Origin of the sequence: Massilia agri (assembly GCF_024753255.1) — a bacterium.
Taxonomy (GTDB): domain Bacteria; phylum Pseudomonadota; class Gammaproteobacteria; order Burkholderiales; family Burkholderiaceae_D; genus Telluria; species Telluria agri.
On sequence record NZ_JANUHA010000028.1, the window covers coordinates 1 to 17,456 of the forward strand.

Below are 17,456 nucleotides of genomic sequence, written 5' to 3' on the forward strand. Positions count from 1 at the left end.
TCAAACGCCCACACTTATCGACTGTTGATTGTTAAAGATCGTTGTTCTGTACTACCTTACTGCACCGTGCGAAGCGTTGTGTTCGTCAGCAGCAGAGAGCGAGATTATGCAGTTGTTTTTGACGTGCGTCAAGCCCTCTCAACCACGGGAATCGCCACAAGTTCCTTTTGGCGGCGCCGCGGCGGCCTGGCCTTGCCGGTCTTGTAAGCATAGGCTCCCAGCGCGGCGCACGGCACAAGACAAGTCAGTACGGCCACGAGGGATGCTTCGACGCCGAACCAGCCGCCCGTCAGCCAGGGGGCGCCCGTCAGTTGCGAGATGAACACGCCCTCCTGGGCCTTCCCCGACACGGACAAGGAGAACAGCGCACCTTGCGTCAGGTTCCAGCCAAAGTGGATGCCGATGCACAGCCATACCCGCCGCGTCACCATATAGGCCACCCCGAGCAGCAGCCCCGCTTCCACGGTGACTGCGACCGCCGCCTGGAAACTCGATTCGGCTCCGCCCATGTGCATCAGACCGAAAATCGATCCCGAGACCGCCAGCGCGGCCCAACTCCCGAACGACTCTTCCAGAGCGCGGAACACGATCGCCCTGAACATGATTTCCTCGAATACCGCGACCATCAAGGCGCCCGGTATCGCCGCGAGCAGCAGCATCGGGCTCCTCGATCCGGCAATGGAGAACACGCCCAGGGCGGCCAGGATGCCGATGGCGAGCGCGAACACGGCTGCGCCCAGTGCCGCACCACCCAGCAATTCAGCGCCGGCCGGCCGCGCCGCCAACTCGACGGGAGCGCGCCGCTCGATCAGGCGCACATAACGCGCGAAGGCGTAGAGGACCAGGGCGGCCATCGCCAGCGCGGAAAGCGCCTTGCCGCCTGGCCCGGAAACATAGGCCTGGCTCAGCTGGGAGGCCAGCATGGCGGGCAGCGCCACCCACGCCAATGCGACCATCATCCGGCAAAGCGGCCGATGCGCCAGCCATGCCGCCGCGCCGGACAAGGTGAGGACCTTACGGTGACTGGCCATCGCTTCACTCGGCCAGGAGGTCGACTGACTGCGGCACATGCGAGAGGATCACTTCCGCATTCGTGGAAGCCAGGCGCTCGTCCAGCTTCAGCCGCAGCGCCCCCTGCGCGTCGGCGGAAACGATAGCCTCGCCGCGGGCCGAGACGATCCGCGCGCTCGCGCCCTGCCCCGGCGCGTAACGCAGTTCGATGCCGGAAAACGTGGGCATCAGGAAGCGCATCATGCCGCCCTGCTCCTTGACCAGGGCATTCGACTGCCTGACCCCTGCCATCAGGGCAGCATAGCCAAACCGGGTGCCTGGCGGCACGATGGGCTCGGCCGCAAACGAGAACCGGGCCTTTTCGCCGGGCGGCATATTGGTGAGCACCTTCGGGTTGTCCCTTGCCCAGGCGGGATCGATCGCCGGATCGAAGCGCCCTTCCCGGTCGACGGTGATGCGCTTGACCTGGGCGCCGCGCACGACCGTGAACACGATGTCCTGCGGGGCGATTGCGGCATTGTTCGGCTGGACTGTGCCGAGCAGCCTGACCTTGTCGCGCGCGGCCGGCGGGGCGGCGTAGAACTTGTCCAGCCGGGTGATCTCCAGCAGGCGTTTGTAATCGATCCATTCGCGGTCGGCGGCCGCGGCCGGACCGCACAGTGAGGCGCAGGCCAAGGTCACGGTCACGGTCACGGCATACAGGATGTTCTTCATGCGTTAGCCACCTCCCGGGGCGCATCGTGGTGCATCGCGCGCAGCTCGCGCAGGGCAAAGCGCCACTCGGGCAGGAAGGCGTCGAATTGCCCGCTTGCCGCCTCCATCCCGGCCAGCCACTCCTCGTCGTCGCGGGCTTCGGCGGCGAGCCGTCCGGCCAGCAGGGTGCCGATGTCCTTCAGATAGATCCAGTGCTCGGGATGCCGGCGGATCTGGGCTTCCATCTCCCGGAATATCGCGGCCGTGAGCGTGGCGATGTCGTTTTCCAGGCTGTCGCTGCGCTCGATTCGCAAGGGCTGCCCGAGCTTCAGGGTCGACGCGATGCCCTGCCCCGGACAGCCGTAGCCGACGATGACGGTCGCCCTGCTCTTCAACGCGAACAGGGCCGTGCCGGCCATGGCGGGAACCAGCCTGCCGAAGAAGGGGACGTACAGCACGTGTCCATTGATGTCGAAGACGTCCGGCATCATCGTCAGCGCCTCGCCCCGCTTCAGGACGCGCAGCGCCTTGAGCACCGCCGTGTCGTCGTTGAACAGGGCGTGAAAGCCGTAGCCGAGGCGCGAGAACAGCGTCTCGAACCCTTCCGAGCTGCGGTTCGCGGAGGGCGGATTGTAGAAAGCGTTGATGGTCTTCTCGTGTCCAATTTCCCGGATCAGCTTCAGGCAGGCGGCCGGAAAGCTGCCGTAGTGCGGCGTCACGAAAATCACCGGCTCCGCGCTCCCCCTGAGCATGTCCAGGGTTTCCCGTCCTTCGACCTGTACGTGCCGGTCCAGGAAGGCGCCGAGCTGCTCCGCACTCAGCGACGCCAGGAAATCCTTCATCAGCGCGAACTTGCGCATCGATGCGCGATAGCGCGCATGCAAGGCACGCGCTTCCCGCTCGGACAGGTCGGGAAAGGCCGCGCGGACCGAGTCGGCAAAACCGGCCAGGCGCTGCCGCCCGTTCCGGCCAGGAATGGCGGCCCGGCCCCGCTCCAGCAGGATCCGGGCGCGCACTCCCCATTCTCTCGTGTGCATGGTGTGACTCCTCAGTGTGAACCGGCCTGGCTCAGGGCCGCGATCCGGGCTTGCGCGAACTGCGCCAGGCGGTTCGCCTGCCCGGGGGACGAACGCCCCCACGCGGCGGCCCAGGCCTCGAGCTGCTTGAGCTGGTTGGCGCGCTCGATGCGGTAGAAGTGAAGGCTGGCCCGGTACAGCTGATGCCAGGACAGGGTGAGGTCCGGCGCCGCCGCCGCCGAGGTCTGCAAATGCTCGACCAGCCAGTGCAGGCAGGCGTGCATGGACGCGCCCTGCGCGCCTTCGCGGCTTGGCGGCCGGTTCCATGCCAGCAGGGCGGCGCCGTCGAATGTCGGGGTGAGGACGGCCGCCACACCGGAAATGCCGAGCAGGGGCTCGAGCATGGAGAAGCGGCAGGGCTTGCCCAGGAATGCAATCGATGCGGTCGTCCCATGCCCCAGCGGCTGAAGTTCGGGGAAGCTGACATACACCGTGCGGGCGCGGCGCGCCGCATCCATCTTGACCTGGGCGACGGCGTTCTGTGTCGGGCACAGCGACAGCGGCCGGCGCGCGAGCGGCATCTCGTCGCCGAGCATGCGCAGCGCGGGGCTCTGGACCAGGACCAGGTGCAGCGCGGGATCGGCGGACAGGCTGCGCAGCAGGCAGATTCCGCTCACGCTGAAGGGCAGCGCGAGCAGGCAGGGGCCGCGCTCGAGCGCCGCGTGCAGCGCCTGCCGGGCCGGCTCGAACCCGTGTGAGGGCGCCGCCCGCAGGCTGCGCCCGCCGCGCAGGAACTGGCGCTGCCGCAGCGCGCCGTGCGCCAGGGGCTGGGCCTGCGCCTCATCCAGGCCGAGCAGGTAAACCATCGCCTGCGTCATCTGGTCTTCCAGCTGGGCGTCGTTCGACACCGCGACCGGACGGCCCGACTGCCCGAACAGGCGCATGAATGTGGCGATCATGATTTCTCCAGGGCTGAACCGGGAGCCAGCGGCAAGGCGCGCGCCGTCCTGACGGCGGCGGCGATGCCGATCAGCGAACGGCGCAATTTATCGAGGAAGAAGACGGTGCCGAGAATCACCATGGCGGGCCACAGCAGCGTGCCGGTGAAGGCGCCGAGCGCGACGGCCAGTTCCCAGCCCTGTCCGGCGGGGACCGCGCGCAGCAGCGCCCAGCCGGCCGCGATCTTGTCCAGGGTGGCGGTCGGCAGCAGGCGCAGTTCGCGCCCCAGGAACAGCGCAAAGTACGCGAAGTAGCCGACGCTGAGCAAGGTGTAGCCGTACAGGATCCCGCTGCGCACGGTCGGCGCCCCGGCCGTGCGCCTGCCGATCGCGGCCGCGACCAGGGAGGAAACCGAGGACTGCACCTGCTTGTGCAGGTTGTGCAGGCCGCTCAGGTCGGACAGCAGCCAGTAGCCATCGAACTTGAACACCGGATTGAGCGTGAACAGCATGGTGAAGGTGATCAGCCACGACAGCTTGAGCGCCATCGCACTGCCGATGGCGAGCGCCCAGGCATCGATCGCGATCAGGAAGATGGACTGGAAATACACGCCTCCGAGGTCGACCACCGCGCGCTGGCGCGGCCGCAGCTGCCAGGCCTTGGTGACGTCCGCGTACCACGCGGGGAAGATGAAATAGAGGCCGAAACCGATGGCGCCGTGCGGGCACCTGAAATACCGGCAGGCGGCGGTGTGGCCCAGCTCATGGACCAGGCCACTGAGCAGGAACAGGCTGACCAGGCCGACGGCTTCCCTGGCCGACCAGGCGCCATGGGCGCTGTGCATGGCCGAAGGCAGCACCGCGATGTGCAGCGCGGCGAACACCGCGAGCAGCGCGACCGCGAGGCCGGGCGTGAACAGCCAGGCCAGCCAGCGGGTCACCCGGCTTGCGAGCCGGGTCGGCAGCAGGGTCACGCTGACGACGAAGGGCATGTGCCGCGGCGGCAGCGGCGTATCGATGTAGAGCACGTCGGGCAGGGTTTGCCTGGCCAGCGCCAGCAGCTGTTCTGCCGCGAGGAACTGGCCGCTCTCGGCTTCGTAGCGCGCTTCCAGCTGCGCGGCATCGAGCGGCTTGCTCAGCAATGCGAGCACCAGCGCGCGGGTCTTGGCCGAAACGAGGAAGTGACTGTCGCCGAGCGCCAGCAGGAAGCGCGGGGATGCGGCGCCCGACTCGAAGCGGGTGAGCGTGATGCCGGCCTTCAGGACGGGGATCGTGGATGTGCTGGGGAGGGACATGAAGATCCTGTGCGGACTCGAACGAGGGGGCGTGACCGCTGGCGGACGCGCCCCCCGGGAGAATGCGATAGCGGGATGGCCCCGCTACGCCTGATCCGGCTGGATCAGTTCTCGATGGTGCAGGTGCACTTCCACTCGGTTTCGGCGCCCGGTGCGGTCGCTTCCATTTCAAAACGTGCTTCCAGGGCTTCGATCGAGAACTCTTCGCTGGTCAGGTCGAAATCTTGCATGTGATACTCCTTGATAGTTGATTGTTTTAATACACATGTTGCCAACATTGCCGAGATCGGACATCCCTTTGTGTGACCGCTTCCGACAACACACTGGACTTCGCGCTAGCAGCCCGCCGCCCGCCGATCCCGCGTCCGCATGGTGTCGGAGCGCCTGATCAAGTGACGTCGGGTTGATGGAAACCAGTCTATTCTCGGTTTTTATTAATGTCAAACAATAATTTTTTGTTGTTTTACGATAATGCGACATGCATAGAGAGGATCGCATCGGGGCCGGGGACGGCCCTGGGCACGCAGGAGGCGGCGCGTAAATACTGCAGGGATCGTACAGCAACAAAATCTCGTGAGACAATCATTTTTTTCTTTGAGACATCTAAAAATGAACGAGAACCAAAGCTCATCTTTCGACCTCGGCCAGCTGTTCCGCCTTTGCCACGTCATCCGATGGCTCCTGTTCGTCTTCCTCACCGTCCAGATCGCTTTCTTCATCCTGTCGTGGGCCATGGCCGGCCCGGTGTCGCTCGGCCCCTTGCAGCTGCATATCAATCCGGACGGCATGACGGACAATGCCGTCGAGCGGCTCGGCAACGTGCAGCGGCTGGTGGGCATCCTGGTCGGCGCGCCCGGCCTGCTGGCGCTGACGCATGGCATCCGTCATCTCAGCGCCACGCTGAGCGCCTTCCAGGCTGGGCAGATCTTCGCCATGAAGACGATCGGCCATCTGCGCACCGCGGCGGGCGCGACGATCGCGGCGGTCGTCCTGTTCAACCTCGAGACGCCATTACGCAATCTGTTGTTCGGCTGGATCGGCGGCGGGGAGTCCCATGCGATCGCCATGGACATCACCTCGCACGAGCTGTTGCTGCTGCTGGTCTGCAGCATGTTCTACCTGGTCGTCGGCGTGATGCACGAAGGCCGGCGCCTGAGCGAAGAAAACGAGGGGTTCGTCTGATGGCCATCATCATCAACCTCGACGTCATGCTTGCCAAACGCAAGATCAAATCGAAGGAACTGGCCAGTTACGTCGGCATCACGGAACAGAACCTGTCCCTGCTCAAGTCCGGCAAGGTCAAGGGCATACGCTTCGCGACGCTCGACAAGATCTGCGAGCGGCTGTCGTGCCAGCCCGGCGACATCCTCGAGTGGCGCGAAGAAGGTCCGGAACCCGACGGCGACGCCGGCGATATCTGAACGCGCCGCCCTACAACAGCCAGTCGATCGGCAGGATGGACAGCAGGCGCACGCCGGCCCGTTGCCATCTGCTGGTGTTCGGATCGGTGTCGTGCCGGGTGACGCTGGCGCCGGAGCGCTCGATCCAGACCAGCTTGCCGTCGTCGCCAAGCCGCACCTCATAGGCCCGCTCCAGCACCTCCTCGTCGAGCGTGCGGCCCAGCGCCTGCGCCATGCCCGGGCTGTCGATCACGAAACCCATTTCGGTGTTCAGGTCGATCGAGCGGCGGTCCAGGTTGAAGGAGCCGATGAAGACAGTGCGCCCGTCCACGCCGAAGGTCTTGGCGTGCAGGCTGGAAGCGGAGCTGCCGAAGCGCCCCTTCCCCGACTCCGGCAGCGCCGCCCCCCAACTGCGGCGCAGCTCGAACAGCGACACGCCGGCTTCGACGAGTCCGCGCCGCCACTTCGCGTACCCCGCATGGACGGCGGCGACGTCGGTCGCTTCCAGGGAATTGGTCAGTATCCGCACGCGCACCCCGCTGCGGGCGAGGTCGGCGAGCGCCTGCGCCGCTTCCTTGCCGGGCACGAAATAGGGTGAGACCAGGTCGACCTCGCGCTTCGGCTCTCCCAGCAGCTTGCGCATGGCGACCGCCATGCGCTCCTGGGGCGCGGCTGCGCCCAGTACTTTCGACGGCGGATCGCTGACCAGGCGGGTGACGCTCCACTCCAGCGGCAGCCGCCGCTGCACCAGCTGCTCCACGAAAGACGAGGTGGCGATCGCCTCCAGGTAGCGCTGCGCCTCGTCCTGCACGCGGAAAGCGGCGGCCCGTTCGGCCAGCGCCTCCGGACGCTCGGCATCCGCGGGGTCTACCAGGGCCGAGACGGGATAGGCGGAGGCGCTGTTCCAGTATTTGTCGAAGTCCTCGGACACGTCGCGCACCACCGGCCCCACCGCCATGACGTCGAGGTCGACGAACAGCATGTCCCCCATGGCGCCGAAATACTCGTTGCCGATGTTGCGGCCGCCGATAATGGTCGCCTGGTTGTCGGCGGTGAAGGACTTGTTGTGCATGCGCCGGTTCAAGCGGCTGAAGTCCGTCAGGTAGCCAAGGCTGCGCCAGCGCCGCATGCCGAACGGATTGAATAGGCGCACCTCGATGTTGGGATGGCGGTCGAGGGCCGCGAGGACGGGATCCAGCCCGCCGGTATTGTTATCGTCCAGCAGCAGCCGGACGCGCACGCCGCGCGCCGCGGCCGTGCGAAGGGCATCCAGCATCAGGGTGCCGGTGAGGTCGTCGCGCCAGATGTAATACTGGACGTCGAGGCTCTGCCTGGCGCTGTGGGCCAGCAGCACGCGGGCCGCGAAGGCGTCCCGGCCGTCGATCAGGGGATGGACACCGGAGCGCCCCGGGTTCGCAGCCGCCAGCGGCGCGATCGCCTGCCCCAGCGGCGTGGCCTCGGTTCCCTGCAGCGCCACGCTGGCGCTGCGCCGGCCAAGCGGCGGCAGCGCACTGCAGCCATACGCCGCGACAGCGACGAGGGCAAACGCCGCCGCTCCCCGCCGCAGCGCCGCCTTCATTTACATGCCTTCGAAGTTGGGCTTGCGCTTCTCGAGGAAGGCCGACATGCCTTCCTTCTGGGCGGGCGTACCGAAGCCGGCGTGGAAGTAGCGGCGCTCGTAGCGCACGCCTTCGTTCAGCGGCATCTGGTAGGCCTGGTTGACGCAATCCTTGATCTGCATGGCGACCGACACCGGCATCTCGGCGATGCCCTGGGCGACCTTGATGGCTTCTTCCATGACGGTGTCCGCCGGATACACGCGCGAGACCAGGCCGGTGCGCTCGGCTTCCGCCGCATCGATCATGCGGGTGGTGAGCAGCATGTCCATGGCCTTCGACTTCGAGATCGCGCGCGGCAGGCGCTGGGTGCCGCCCGCGCCCGGCGTGACGCCGACCTTGATCTCCGGCTGGCCGAATTTCGCGTTGTCGGCGGCGATCAGGAAGTCGCACATCATGGCCAGTTCGCAGCCGCCGCCGAGGCAGTAGCCGGACACCACGCCGACCACCGGCTTGCGAATGTTGAGGATGTGCTCCCAGTTGCGGCCGATGTAGTTGCCCGGGTAGGTGTCGACGCTATAGGTGTAGTTCGCCATGGCCGCGATGTCGGCGCCGGCCGCGAAGGCCTTGTCGCTGCCGGTCAGGATGATGACGTTCACGCCCGGGTCGGCATCGAAGGCGTACAGGGCCTGGCCAAGCTCGTTCATCATATTGTCGTTCAGCGCATTCATCGCCTTCGGGCGGTTCAGGCGGATCACGGCGACCTTGCCGTGGTTTTCGATCAGCAGATCCTGGTATTGCATGCGGTGTCCCCTTGTATGTGAATGGATTGCCGGGATTGTAGCGTCTCGCAGCATACCGAACACAGGTATCATTATTTGTTCAGCAATATTCTGCGTGAGATCATCATTTCCTCCCCTGACGACAACTGGCTAACGAAGCGCATCCCGTCCGACTCGGTGGTGCGCAATCCCGATTTCCGCCGCTTCTGGTTCAGCAGCATCCTGGCCCATTTCGGCGCCCAGATCACCCTGCTGGCCCTGCCGATCTGCGCCGTGCTGATGCTGCATGCCACGCCGGCCCAGATGGGCACGCTGGCCGCCTTCGAGTCCCTGCCCTTCCTCCTGTTCGGGCTCCCCTCGGGCGTGCTGCTGGACCGGAACCGCCGCCTGCCGGTCATGATGTCCAGCGACCTGATGGTCGCGATCGCGCTCGCCACCGTCCCGCTGGCCTGGTGGCTCGATATCCTGAGCATCCCGTGGCTGTACGCGGTCGGCTTCGTGATCGGCACCGGCTACGTGGTGGGCGGCAGCGCGGAACAGGTGTTCCTGACCTTCCTGGTGGGACGCGGCGGGCTGGTCGACGCGCAGTCGAAGTTCGCCGCCACGGAATCGGCGGCCCGGGTGCTCGGCCCCGGCATGGCGGGTGGACTGGTGCAGCTGCTGGGCGCGCCGATCGCCATCCTGTGCAACGTCGCCGGCTTCGTCGTCTCCCTGCTCAACCTGCGCCGCATCAGGGCGCGCGAACCTCAGCCGCCGCCATCCGATGCCCATCCCTTGCGCGACATCCAGGAAGGCCTGGCCTTCGTGTGGCGCCACCCCCTGCTGCGCACCCTGGCCTGGGTCTCGGCCGGCTGGCACCTGCTGTTCTACGGTTATACCGCCCTGCACGTGATCTTCGCCACGCGGGTGCTCGGCATGACGGCGGGGACCATGGGGATGGCGAACATGTTCGGCGGCCTGGGCATCCTCGCGGCCTCGCTGCTGGTCAAGCCGCTCTCGAATCGATTCGGCACCGGCGGCGGCATCCTGGCCGGCCTGTGCGTGTCGGCGCTGGGCTTCGCCCTGGTGCCCGCCATCCCGGCCGCCCTGTTCGGCAGCGCGGGATGGACCCTTGCCGCCTATGCCATGGTGGTGTTCTGGATCGACTGCGGCGCCACGCTGTTCTTCGTGCCCTACAGCGCCCTGCGCCAGCGCGTGACGCCGGACGCCGTGCTCGGACGCATGGTGGCGACGATGCGCGCGCTCACCGTCGCCGCGGCGCCGCTGGGCGCGCTGCTGGCCGGGGGGCTCGGCGAGGGATTCGGCGTGCGCGCGGGCCTGGCCTGCATCGCCGCCGGCGCCGTCGTCCTGTCGCTTGCGACGATCTTCGGCACCCGCCTGCGCCATGTGAAAGACTGAAGGAGCTCCGCCCTGGCTAGCGCGCCACCTGCGTGGCGGCAGGCTTGGGCATGAGCACCCAGATCTGGCCGCGCTGCTTCATCTTGCCGGCCCGGTCGACGGCATCCGGGCCGAAGCCGTAGAAGAAGTCCGCGCGCACCGCCCCGCGGATCGCGCCGCCGGTGTCCTGCGCCATCATCAGGCGCTGCATCGGCACCTCGCTGGCGGCTTCCGTGGTCGCCAGGAAGAGCGGCGCGCCGAGCGGCACGAAGGACGGGTCGATCGCCACCGAGCGGCCCGGCGTCAATGGCACACCCAGCGCCCCCTTGGGACCCAAGGAAGGATCGGGCAGCTTCTCTTCGCGGAAGAAGATATAGCTGGGGTTCACGTTGAACAGCTCCTGGCGGCGGTCCGGATTGGCCGCGATCCAGGCGCGGATGCCCTGCGCCGTCGCTTCCGCGGAAGTCAGGTAGCCCTGGTCCACCAGCCAGCGGCCGATGGCTTTATAGGGATGGCCGTTCTGGTCCGCGTACGCCACGCGCACGGTCTCGCCGCTATCGAGCTGCACCCTGCCCGAGCCCTGCACCTCCAGGAAGAAAGCCTCGACCGGATCGTTCACCCACAGCAGTTCCTTGCCCGCGAAGGGCGCGCGCGCGATCTCGGCCCGGGTGCTGTACGGAACCACGGTCTTGCCGGACAGGCGGCCGCGCAGGCGCATGCCCTTCAGCTGCGGATAGACGCCGCCCAGGTCGACGGTCAAGAGATCGTCCGGCACCCGGTACAGCGGCGTTTGATACGCGCCGCCACGCTTGCGCGCGCCGTACAGCATCGCCTCGTAGTAACCGGTGATGAGGCCCGCATCCGCACCGTCGCTGGCCCGCATCAGGTTCGGCACGAACCAGGTCTCGAAAAAGGCGCGCACCGCGGCCGCGTCAGCCGCATCGATCGTGCGCGCCGCCTCGCAGGCCGCTTTCCAGTCGGCTTTCCTGACGAGGACGCGGCAGGACTGCACGAACGCCGGCCAGGCCTGGCGCAGGTCGTCCTGCTGCCAGCCCGGCAGCTCACTGAAGGCCACGGGCGTCATCAGGGGCACTGGCGCCGGCGGCTGAACAGGAGGCGCTGGCGGCGCAGGCTCCTGAGGCACGTAGACCGGGCCCACCGGCGGCGGCATGCGCGTCGGTTCGGCCGGCTTGGGCGGCTCTTGCTGCGGGGTGGTCGAACAGGCCGCCAAAAAGGCGACGAGGAAGAGCGAAGCGGTTACACTGCGGCGTGTCGGAAACATATGAACTCGAGGACCGGTATGTGGATCTTGATGGTGGAAGCTGGTGTGGCGCTGTTCCTGCTCGTCTTTATCGTCTGGTGGACCATGTTCGCCGGCCGCAAGGACGTGCGCGACGAGCCGGCGCAACAGGACGTCGACAAAGACCGGCAATGATCAGTGCAGCGCGCCCGGCTGCGACAGCACGAACTCGGGAATCGGGACTTCGAAGCGGTGGCCGTCCTCGGCCACGCAGAAGTATTCGCCGTACATCGAGCCCTGCGGCGTGGCGCTCTGGGTGCCGCTGGTGTACTCGAACTGCTGGCCCGGCTGCAGCAGGGGCTGGTGGCCGACGACGCCCAGGCCGCGCACTTCCTGCACCTGGTTGTTGGCGTCGGTGATCACCCAATGACGCGAGATCAGCTGGGCGGCGACGCTGCCGGTATTCCTGATCGTGATGGTGTAGCTGAACACGTACTGGTCGCGGTCGGGGTTGGACTGCTCCGGCAGGTACTGGGTCCTGACGGAGACAGCGAATTCATAGGCGGCCATGGGATTTCCTTGCGTGATCGACAATATTGGCGGGAGCGCCACGTGTGGCGCAAACGACAATCATACCGCGCAGCGCCCTCCAGAGGCGTCCCGCCAGAGCAGCATGGGGCCTCATCGGCGTAAAATAGCGGCTTCCTTTTTACCCGCACGTCACCATGACCACCTACCGCATCGCCCCCAGCATCCTGTCCGCCGATTTCGCCCGCCTGGGCGAGGAAGTGCGCAATGTCGTCGCCGCCGGCGCCGACATCATCCACTTCGACGTGATGGACAACCACTACGTCCCGAACCTCACCATCGGCCCGCTGGTGTGCCAGGCGATCCGTCCGCACGTGGACGTGCCGATCGACGTGCACCTGATGGTCAAGCCGGTCGACCGCATCATCCCGGACTTCGCCAAGGCCGGCGCCAACATCATCACCTTCCACCCGGAAGCCTCGGAGCACGTGGACCGCTCGCTGCAGCTGATCCGCGACCATGGCTGCAAGGCCGGCCTGGTGTTCAACCCGCACACCCCGCTGCACTACCTCGAGCACGTGATGGACAAGATCGACATGATCCTCATCATGTCGGTGAACCCGGGCTTCGGCGGCCAGTCCTTCATCCCGCAGGCGCTCAAGAAGATCGAGCAGGCGCGCCGCATGATCGACGAATCCGGCCGCGACATCATGCTGGAGGTCGATGGCGGCATCAAGGCGGACAACATCGCGGCCGCGGCAGCCGCTGGCGCCGACACCTTCGTCGCCGGCTCCGCCATCTTCGGCAAGCCTGACTACAAGGCCGTGATCGACGCGATGCGCGCCGAACTCGCCACGGTCGGCAAGTAATGCGGGCCGGCGCCGCGGCCATCCGGGCCGCCATCATCGACCTGGACGGCACCATGCTCGACACGGTGCCCGACTTCGAGGCGGCCCTGAACGGCATGCGCGCCGAATTCGGCCTCGCGCCGATCACCCAGGAGATCATCAAGCCGCTGGTCGGCAAGGGCTCCGAAAAGCTGGTGCGCGACGCGCTGCTGCTCGACTGGGATGCGGCGCGCGTCGACGCCGTGTTCGACCAAGCGCTGGCCGGCTACCAGCACCACTACCTCGCCGTCAATGGCGAGCGCAGCACGGTGTACCCGGAGGTGGTCGAAGGCCTGCGGGCCATGCGCGACGCCGGCCTGCGCCTCGTCTGCGTGACCAACAAGCCGATCGCCTTCGCCGAGCCCCTGCTCGAACAGAAAGGCCTGGCGCCGTATTTCGAGCGCGTGTTCGGCGGCGATTCCTTCGCGAAGAAGAAGCCCGATCCGATGCCCCTGCTGGGCGCCTGCGCCGCGCTGGACCTGCCGCCATCCTGCGTGGTGGCCATCGGCGACTCGTCCAACGATGCCGAGGCCGCGCGTGCCGCCAGTTGTTTTGTGCTCACCGTGCCATATGGTTATAACCACGGACGCCCTATACAAGAAATTAATTCTGATGGTATAGTGAGTTCGCTGCTTGAAGCAGCGGCGCTCATATCTGCGCATAACGACACCGCAAAATAAGTCATCTATACATGTTTTTCACCAAAAAACACACTGTCAACCAGACCGGCGCCCTTGAGGCCTGGCTGTGGCGACGCTGGCAATCCTGGGCTAACTAAGCCGCGTTGATTGCTGCCGGTCGCGTTTGCGCAACTAAGCCGGCAGGTTTTTTGAAGTGAACCACCGCCCTTCCCTCCCATGGGCGGTCTGGAGAAAAGCATGACCGAACTCGAATTCAAATCGCTGGCCAACCAGGGCTACAACCGCATTCCTTTGATCGCGGAAGCCTTCGCCGACCTCGAAACGCCGCTGACGCTCTACCTCAAGCTGGCCCAGTCCCAGCAGTCCGGCAGGAACACCTTCCTGCTGGAGTCGGTGGTCGGCGGCGAGCGCTTCGGACGCTATTCCTTCATCGGCCTGCCGGCATCGACCCTGATCCGCTCGAGCGGCAACCATCTCGAGGTCGTGAAGAACGGCGAAGTCGTCGAGACCTTCGAAGGCAACCCGCTCACATTCATCGAACAGTACCAGTCGCGCTTCAAAGTGGCGCTGCGCCCCGGCATGCCGCGCTTCTGCGGCGGCCTGGCCGGCTACTTCGGCTACGACACGGTGCGCCACATCGAGCGCAAGCTGGCGGACTCCTGCCCGCCCGACCAGCTCGGCCTGCCGGACATCCAGCTGATGCTGACCGAAGAGCTGGCCGTGATCGACAACCTGTCGGGCAAGCTCTACCTGATCGTCTACGCCGACCCGTCGCAGCCGGAGTCCTATGCCAGGGCCCGCCAACGCCTGAAAGACCTGCGCGTGATGCTGCGCCGGAGCGTCGATGCGCCGGTGACCTCGAGCTCGGTGCGTACCGAGGCGGTGCGCGAATTCAGCAAGGAAGACTACCTGAAGGCGGTCGCGAAGGCCCACGAATACGTGATGGCCGGCGACCTGATGCAGGTGCAGATCGGCCAGCGTATCCGCAAGCCCTATGTGGATTCGCCGCTGTCGCTGTACCGCTCGCTGCGTTCGCTGAACCCCTCGCCGTACATGTACTACTACAACTTCGGCGACATGCAGATCGTCGGCGCCTCGCCGGAGATCCTGGTGCGCAACGAAGCCTTGCAAGGTGTCGGCAATGAGGGCGGCAAGAAGGTCACGCTGCGCCCGATCGCCGGCACCCGCCCGCGCGGCGCGACGCCGGAACGCGATGCCGAGCTGGCGGCCGAGCTGCTGGCCGATCCGAAGGAGATCGCCGAGCACGTGATGCTGATCGACCTGGCGCGCAACGACATCGGGCGCATCGCCGACACCGGCAGCGTCAAGGTCACCGACCGCATGGTCATCGAAAAATACTCGCACGTGCAGCACATCGTCTCCAACGTCGAGGGCAAGCTGAAGGACGGCATGTCGAACCTCGACGTGCTGCGCGCCACCTTCCCGGCCGGCACCCTCACCGGTGCGCCGAAGGTGCGCGCGATGGAAGTGATCGATGAGCTGGAGCCGGTCAAGCGCGGCATCTATGGCGGCGCCTGCGGCTACCTGTCCTTTGGCGGCGAGATGGACGTGGCGATCGCGATCCGTACCGGCGTGATCAAGGACGGCAACCTCTACGTGCAGGCCGCGGCCGGCATCGTCGCCGACTCCATTCCCGAGATGGAATGGCAGGAAACCGAAAACAAGGCGCGCGCCGTGCTGCGCGCGGCCGAACAGGTGCAAGACGGCCTGGATGGGGAGTTCTGACATGCTGCTCATGATCGACAACTACGATTCCTTCACCTACAACATCGTCCAGTACCTGGGCGAGCTGGGCGAAGACGTGCGCACCGTGCGCAACGACGAGATCACCCTTGGCGACATCGAGAAGATGGCGCCCGAGCGCATCTGCATCTCGCCGGGACCGAAGGCGCCCAAGGATGCCGGCATCTCGCTCGACATCCTGCGTGAATTCAAGGGCAAGCTGCCGATCCTTGGCGTGTGCCTGGGCCACCAGGCCATCGGCGAAGCCTTCGGCGGAAAGGTCATCCGCGCCAAGCAGGTCATGCATGGCAAGACCTCGCTGATCGCCCACACCGGCGAGGGCGTGTTCAAGGGACTGCCCAGTCCCTTCACCGTGATCCGCTACCACTCGCTGGCGATCGAGCGGGCTTCGCTGCCGGACTGCCTGGAAGTGACGGCATGGACCGACGACGGCGAAATCATGGGCGTGCGCCACAAGGAATACGACATCGAGGGTGTGCAGTTCCATCCCGAGTCGATCCTGTCGGAACACGGCCACGCGCTGTTCAAGAACTTCCTCGCGCGCTGATGCGCTCTTGCGCTCGCGCCGTTTGAACGCGGCGCCGCGCCCGCGCAGTAAAGCACAACTACGTCTAGCCAACTGGAACCGCCATGCCGATCACCCCACAAGAAGCCCTGCTGCGTTGTATCGAACACCGTGAGATCTTCCACGACGAGATGCTTCACCTGTTCCGCCAGATCATGTCGGGCGAGATGTCGCCGACCATGGTCGCGGCCCTGACCATGGGCCTGCGCGTGAAGAAGGAAACCATCGGCGAGATCACCGCCGCCGCGCAGGTGATGCGCGAATTCTCGACCAAGGTGCCGATGGCCGACACCACCCACCTGCTCGACATCGTCGGCACGGGCGGCGACGGCGCCAACACCTTCAATATTTCCAGCGCCTCGATGTTCGTGGCGGCGGCAGCCGGCGCCCGCGTGGCCAAGCATGGCGGGCGCAGCGTGTCCTCGTCCAGCGGCAGCGCCGACCTGATCGAATCGCTCGGCGCCCAGATCGACCTGAAGCCCGAGCAGATCGCCCAGTCGATCGCCCAGACCGGCATCGGCTTCATGTTCGCGCCCAACCACCATGCGGCCATGAAGCACGTGGCGCCGGTGCGCCGCGAGCTGGGCGTGCGCAGCATCTTCAACATCCTGGGGCCGCTGACCAATCCGGCCGGGGCGCCGAACATCCTGATGGGCGTGTTCCACCCCGACCTGGTCGGCATCCAGGTGCGCGTGCTGCAGCGCCTCGGCGCCCAGCATGCGATGGTGGTGTGGGGCCGCGACAATATGGACGAGGTCTCGCTCGGCGCCGGCACCCTGGTGGGTGAACTGGTGAACGGCGAGATCCGCGAATACGAGATCCATCCGGAAGACTTCGGCCTGGCGATGATCTCGAGCCGCAACCTGAAGGTAGCCAACACGGCCGAGTCGAAGGAGCGCGTGCTGGAAGCGCTGCGCGGCGAGCCGGGACCGGCCTGCGACATCGTGGCGCTCAATGCCGGCACCGCCCTGTATGCGGCCGGCGTGGCGTCCTCGATCGAGGAAGGTTTGGCGAAGGCGCGTGCGACGATCGCGTCCGGCGCGGCCCTGGCCAAACTCGAGCAGTTCGTCACCGTCACGCGCCAGCTCGGCGGGCACTCTTCCTGATAGGGGCGCAGCATGTTCGGCATCCATGACCTTCCGCTCTTCATCATTTCCGGACTGCTGCTGAACATCATGCCGGGTCCTGACTCTCTCCTGATCATGACCCGCAGCGCCACCCAGGGCTGGCGCGCCGGCGTCGCCGCCTCGCTCGGCATCGGCGCCGGGACGATGGTGCACATCTTCGCGGCCGCGCTCGGGCTGTCGGCGGTGCTGTCGACGTCGGCCACGGCCTTCACGGTGGTGAAGCTGGTCGGCGCGGCCTACATCCTCTATATGGCGGTGGGCCTGCTGCGCAGCCGCAAGGCCGCTGGTGAGACGAAGGCCCCGGCGCTGGCTGCCCTGCCCTACCGGAAGATCTTCGCCCAGGGGTTTCTTACCAATGTGCTCAATCCGAAGGTTGCGCTGTTCTTCCTGGCCTTCGTGCCGCAGTTCATCGCGCTCGACGCGCCGAGCAAGGCCATGGCCTTCATCGTCCTGGGCTGCATCTTCAATGTCAACGGCATGCTGTGGTGCTGCGGACTCGCGCTCACTACGGCCAAGGCCAGCGAGCGCATCAAGCTCAACCCTTCCGTCTCGCTGTGGCTCAAGCGCGCCACCGGCGGCCTGTTCGTCTGGCTTGGCGTGAAGCTCGCACTGTCCAAGCAAACCTGAGTTTTTCTT

20 protein-coding genes are annotated in these 17,456 nt (G+C 66.2%); 10 read left to right on the plus strand and 10 right to left on the minus strand.

Annotated features, from left to right (window positions below; translation table 11 throughout):
• Positions 1 to 128: 128 nt before the first annotated feature.
• From NX780_RS23790 to NX780_RS23815, 6 genes are all read right to left on the minus strand, one after another.
• Entirely contained in the window at positions 129 to 1,031 is a 903-nt protein-coding gene (locus NX780_RS23790; protein ID WP_258830371.1) for a CPBP family intramembrane glutamic endopeptidase, read from the minus strand.
• 4 nt (positions 1,032 to 1,035) lie between these two features.
• Positions 1,036 to 1,725 (minus strand): DUF2987 domain-containing protein, encoded by a 690-nt coding sequence (locus tag NX780_RS23795; protein WP_258830372.1) that lies wholly within the window; start codon positions 1,723 to 1,725, stop codon positions 1,036 to 1,038.
• Positions 1,722 to 2,741, minus strand: coding sequence for a lysophospholipid acyltransferase family protein (locus NX780_RS23800; protein WP_258830373.1), 1,020 nt, complete (start codon positions 2,739 to 2,741; stop codon positions 1,722 to 1,724). Before NX780_RS23800 ends, NX780_RS23795 begins: the two co-directional genes overlap by 4 nt.
• Before the next feature lie 11 nt (positions 2,742 to 2,752).
• The gene (locus NX780_RS23805) at positions 2,753 to 3,679 is read right to left on the minus strand and encodes a hypothetical protein (RefSeq protein ID WP_258830374.1); all 927 of its coding nucleotides are present in this window, start codon (positions 3,677 to 3,679) and stop codon (positions 2,753 to 2,755) included.
• The gene (locus NX780_RS23810) at positions 3,676 to 4,953 is read right to left on the minus strand and encodes a hypothetical protein (protein ID WP_258830375.1); all 1,278 of its coding nucleotides are present in this window, start codon (positions 4,951 to 4,953) and stop codon (positions 3,676 to 3,678) included. The genes NX780_RS23805 and NX780_RS23810 overlap by 4 nt, the downstream gene beginning before the upstream one ends.
• Positions 4,954 to 5,057: 104 nt before the next feature.
• Entirely contained in the window at positions 5,058 to 5,183 is a 126-nt protein-coding gene (locus NX780_RS23815) for a hypothetical protein (RefSeq protein ID WP_258830376.1), read from the minus strand.
• Between the two features lie 379 nt (positions 5,184 to 5,562).
• Between NX780_RS23815 and NX780_RS23820 the strand changes: the two genes are divergently transcribed.
• Positions 5,563 to 6,135 (plus strand): DUF2975 domain-containing protein, encoded by a 573-nt coding sequence (locus NX780_RS23820; RefSeq protein ID WP_258830377.1) that lies wholly within the window; start codon positions 5,563 to 5,565, stop codon positions 6,133 to 6,135.
• A complete protein-coding gene (locus NX780_RS23825) occupies positions 6,135 to 6,374 on the plus strand; it encodes a helix-turn-helix domain-containing protein (RefSeq protein ID WP_258830378.1) in 240 nt (79 codons plus the stop codon). Before NX780_RS23820 ends, NX780_RS23825 begins: the two co-directional genes overlap by 1 nt.
• A 10-nt stretch (positions 6,375 to 6,384) precedes the next feature.
• Here the strand turns inward: NX780_RS23825 and NX780_RS23830 are convergent, their stop codons facing one another.
• Both NX780_RS23830 and NX780_RS23835 read right to left on the minus strand, forming a co-directional pair.
• Complete coding sequence (locus NX780_RS23830; RefSeq protein ID WP_258830379.1) at positions 6,385 to 7,932, minus strand: phospholipase D family protein; 1,548 nt, start codon at positions 7,930 to 7,932, stop codon at positions 6,385 to 6,387.
• Positions 7,933 to 8,712 (minus strand): enoyl-CoA hydratase, encoded by a 780-nt coding sequence (locus NX780_RS23835; protein WP_258830380.1) that lies wholly within the window; start codon positions 8,710 to 8,712, stop codon positions 7,933 to 7,935.
• A gap of 75 nt (positions 8,713 to 8,787) precedes the next feature.
• On the opposite strand from NX780_RS23835, the gene NX780_RS23840 reads away from it, so the two are divergent.
• Positions 8,788 to 10,089: an MFS transporter gene (locus NX780_RS23840; protein WP_258830381.1), complete on the plus strand. Its 1,302-nt coding sequence runs from the start codon at positions 8,788 to 8,790 to the stop codon at positions 10,087 to 10,089.
• Positions 10,090 to 10,105: 16 nt separating this feature from the next.
• On the opposite strand, the gene mltA is transcribed toward NX780_RS23840, so the two are convergent.
• On the minus strand, positions 10,106 to 11,350 hold the full coding sequence (gene mltA / locus NX780_RS23845) for a murein transglycosylase A (RefSeq protein WP_258830382.1): 1,245 nt from the start codon (positions 11,348 to 11,350) through the stop codon (positions 10,106 to 10,108).
• Between the two features lie 18 nt (positions 11,351 to 11,368).
• Between mltA and NX780_RS23850 the strand changes: the two genes are divergently transcribed.
• Complete coding sequence (locus NX780_RS23850; RefSeq protein ID WP_258830383.1) at positions 11,369 to 11,503, plus strand: hypothetical protein; 135 nt, start codon at positions 11,369 to 11,371, stop codon at positions 11,501 to 11,503.
• Here NX780_RS23850 and apaG read toward each other — a convergent pair whose 3' ends face one another.
• Positions 11,504 to 11,878, minus strand: a complete 375-nt coding sequence (apaG, locus tag NX780_RS23855; protein WP_258830384.1) for a Co2+/Mg2+ efflux facilitator ApaG/CorD — start codon at positions 11,876 to 11,878, stop codon at positions 11,504 to 11,506.
• Positions 11,879 to 12,033: 155 nt separating this feature from the next.
• Here apaG and rpe point away from each other — a divergent pair, with 155 nt between their 5' ends.
• The 6 genes from rpe (at position 12,034) to NX780_RS23885 (ending at position 17,447) form a co-directional block, all read left to right on the plus strand.
• Positions 12,034 to 12,705 carry a ribulose-phosphate 3-epimerase gene (rpe, locus tag NX780_RS23860; protein WP_258830385.1) on the plus strand — a complete coding sequence of 224 codons (672 nt, stop codon included), beginning with the start codon at positions 12,034 to 12,036 and terminating at the stop codon, positions 12,703 to 12,705.
• Entirely contained in the window at positions 12,705 to 13,403 is a 699-nt protein-coding gene (locus NX780_RS23865; RefSeq protein ID WP_258830386.1) for a phosphoglycolate phosphatase, read from the plus strand. The genes rpe and NX780_RS23865 overlap by 1 nt, the downstream gene beginning before the upstream one ends.
• 198 nt (positions 13,404 to 13,601) lie before the next feature.
• On the plus strand, positions 13,602 to 15,110 hold the full coding sequence (trpE, locus tag NX780_RS23870; protein ID WP_258830387.1) for an anthranilate synthase component I: 1,509 nt from the start codon (positions 13,602 to 13,604) through the stop codon (positions 15,108 to 15,110).
• 1 nt (position 15,111) lies between these two features.
• Complete coding sequence (locus NX780_RS23875; protein ID WP_258830388.1) at positions 15,112 to 15,675, plus strand: anthranilate synthase component II; 564 nt, start codon at positions 15,112 to 15,114, stop codon at positions 15,673 to 15,675.
• 83 nt (positions 15,676 to 15,758) lie between these two features.
• Positions 15,759 to 16,799, plus strand: a complete 1,041-nt coding sequence (trpD, locus tag NX780_RS23880) for an anthranilate phosphoribosyltransferase (RefSeq protein ID WP_258830389.1) — start codon at positions 15,759 to 15,761, stop codon at positions 16,797 to 16,799.
• Between the two features lie 12 nt (positions 16,800 to 16,811).
• The gene (locus tag NX780_RS23885) at positions 16,812 to 17,447 is read left to right on the plus strand and encodes a LysE family translocator (protein ID WP_258830390.1); all 636 of its coding nucleotides are present in this window, start codon (positions 16,812 to 16,814) and stop codon (positions 17,445 to 17,447) included.
• The last annotated feature ends 9 nt before the right edge of the window (positions 17,448 to 17,456 follow it).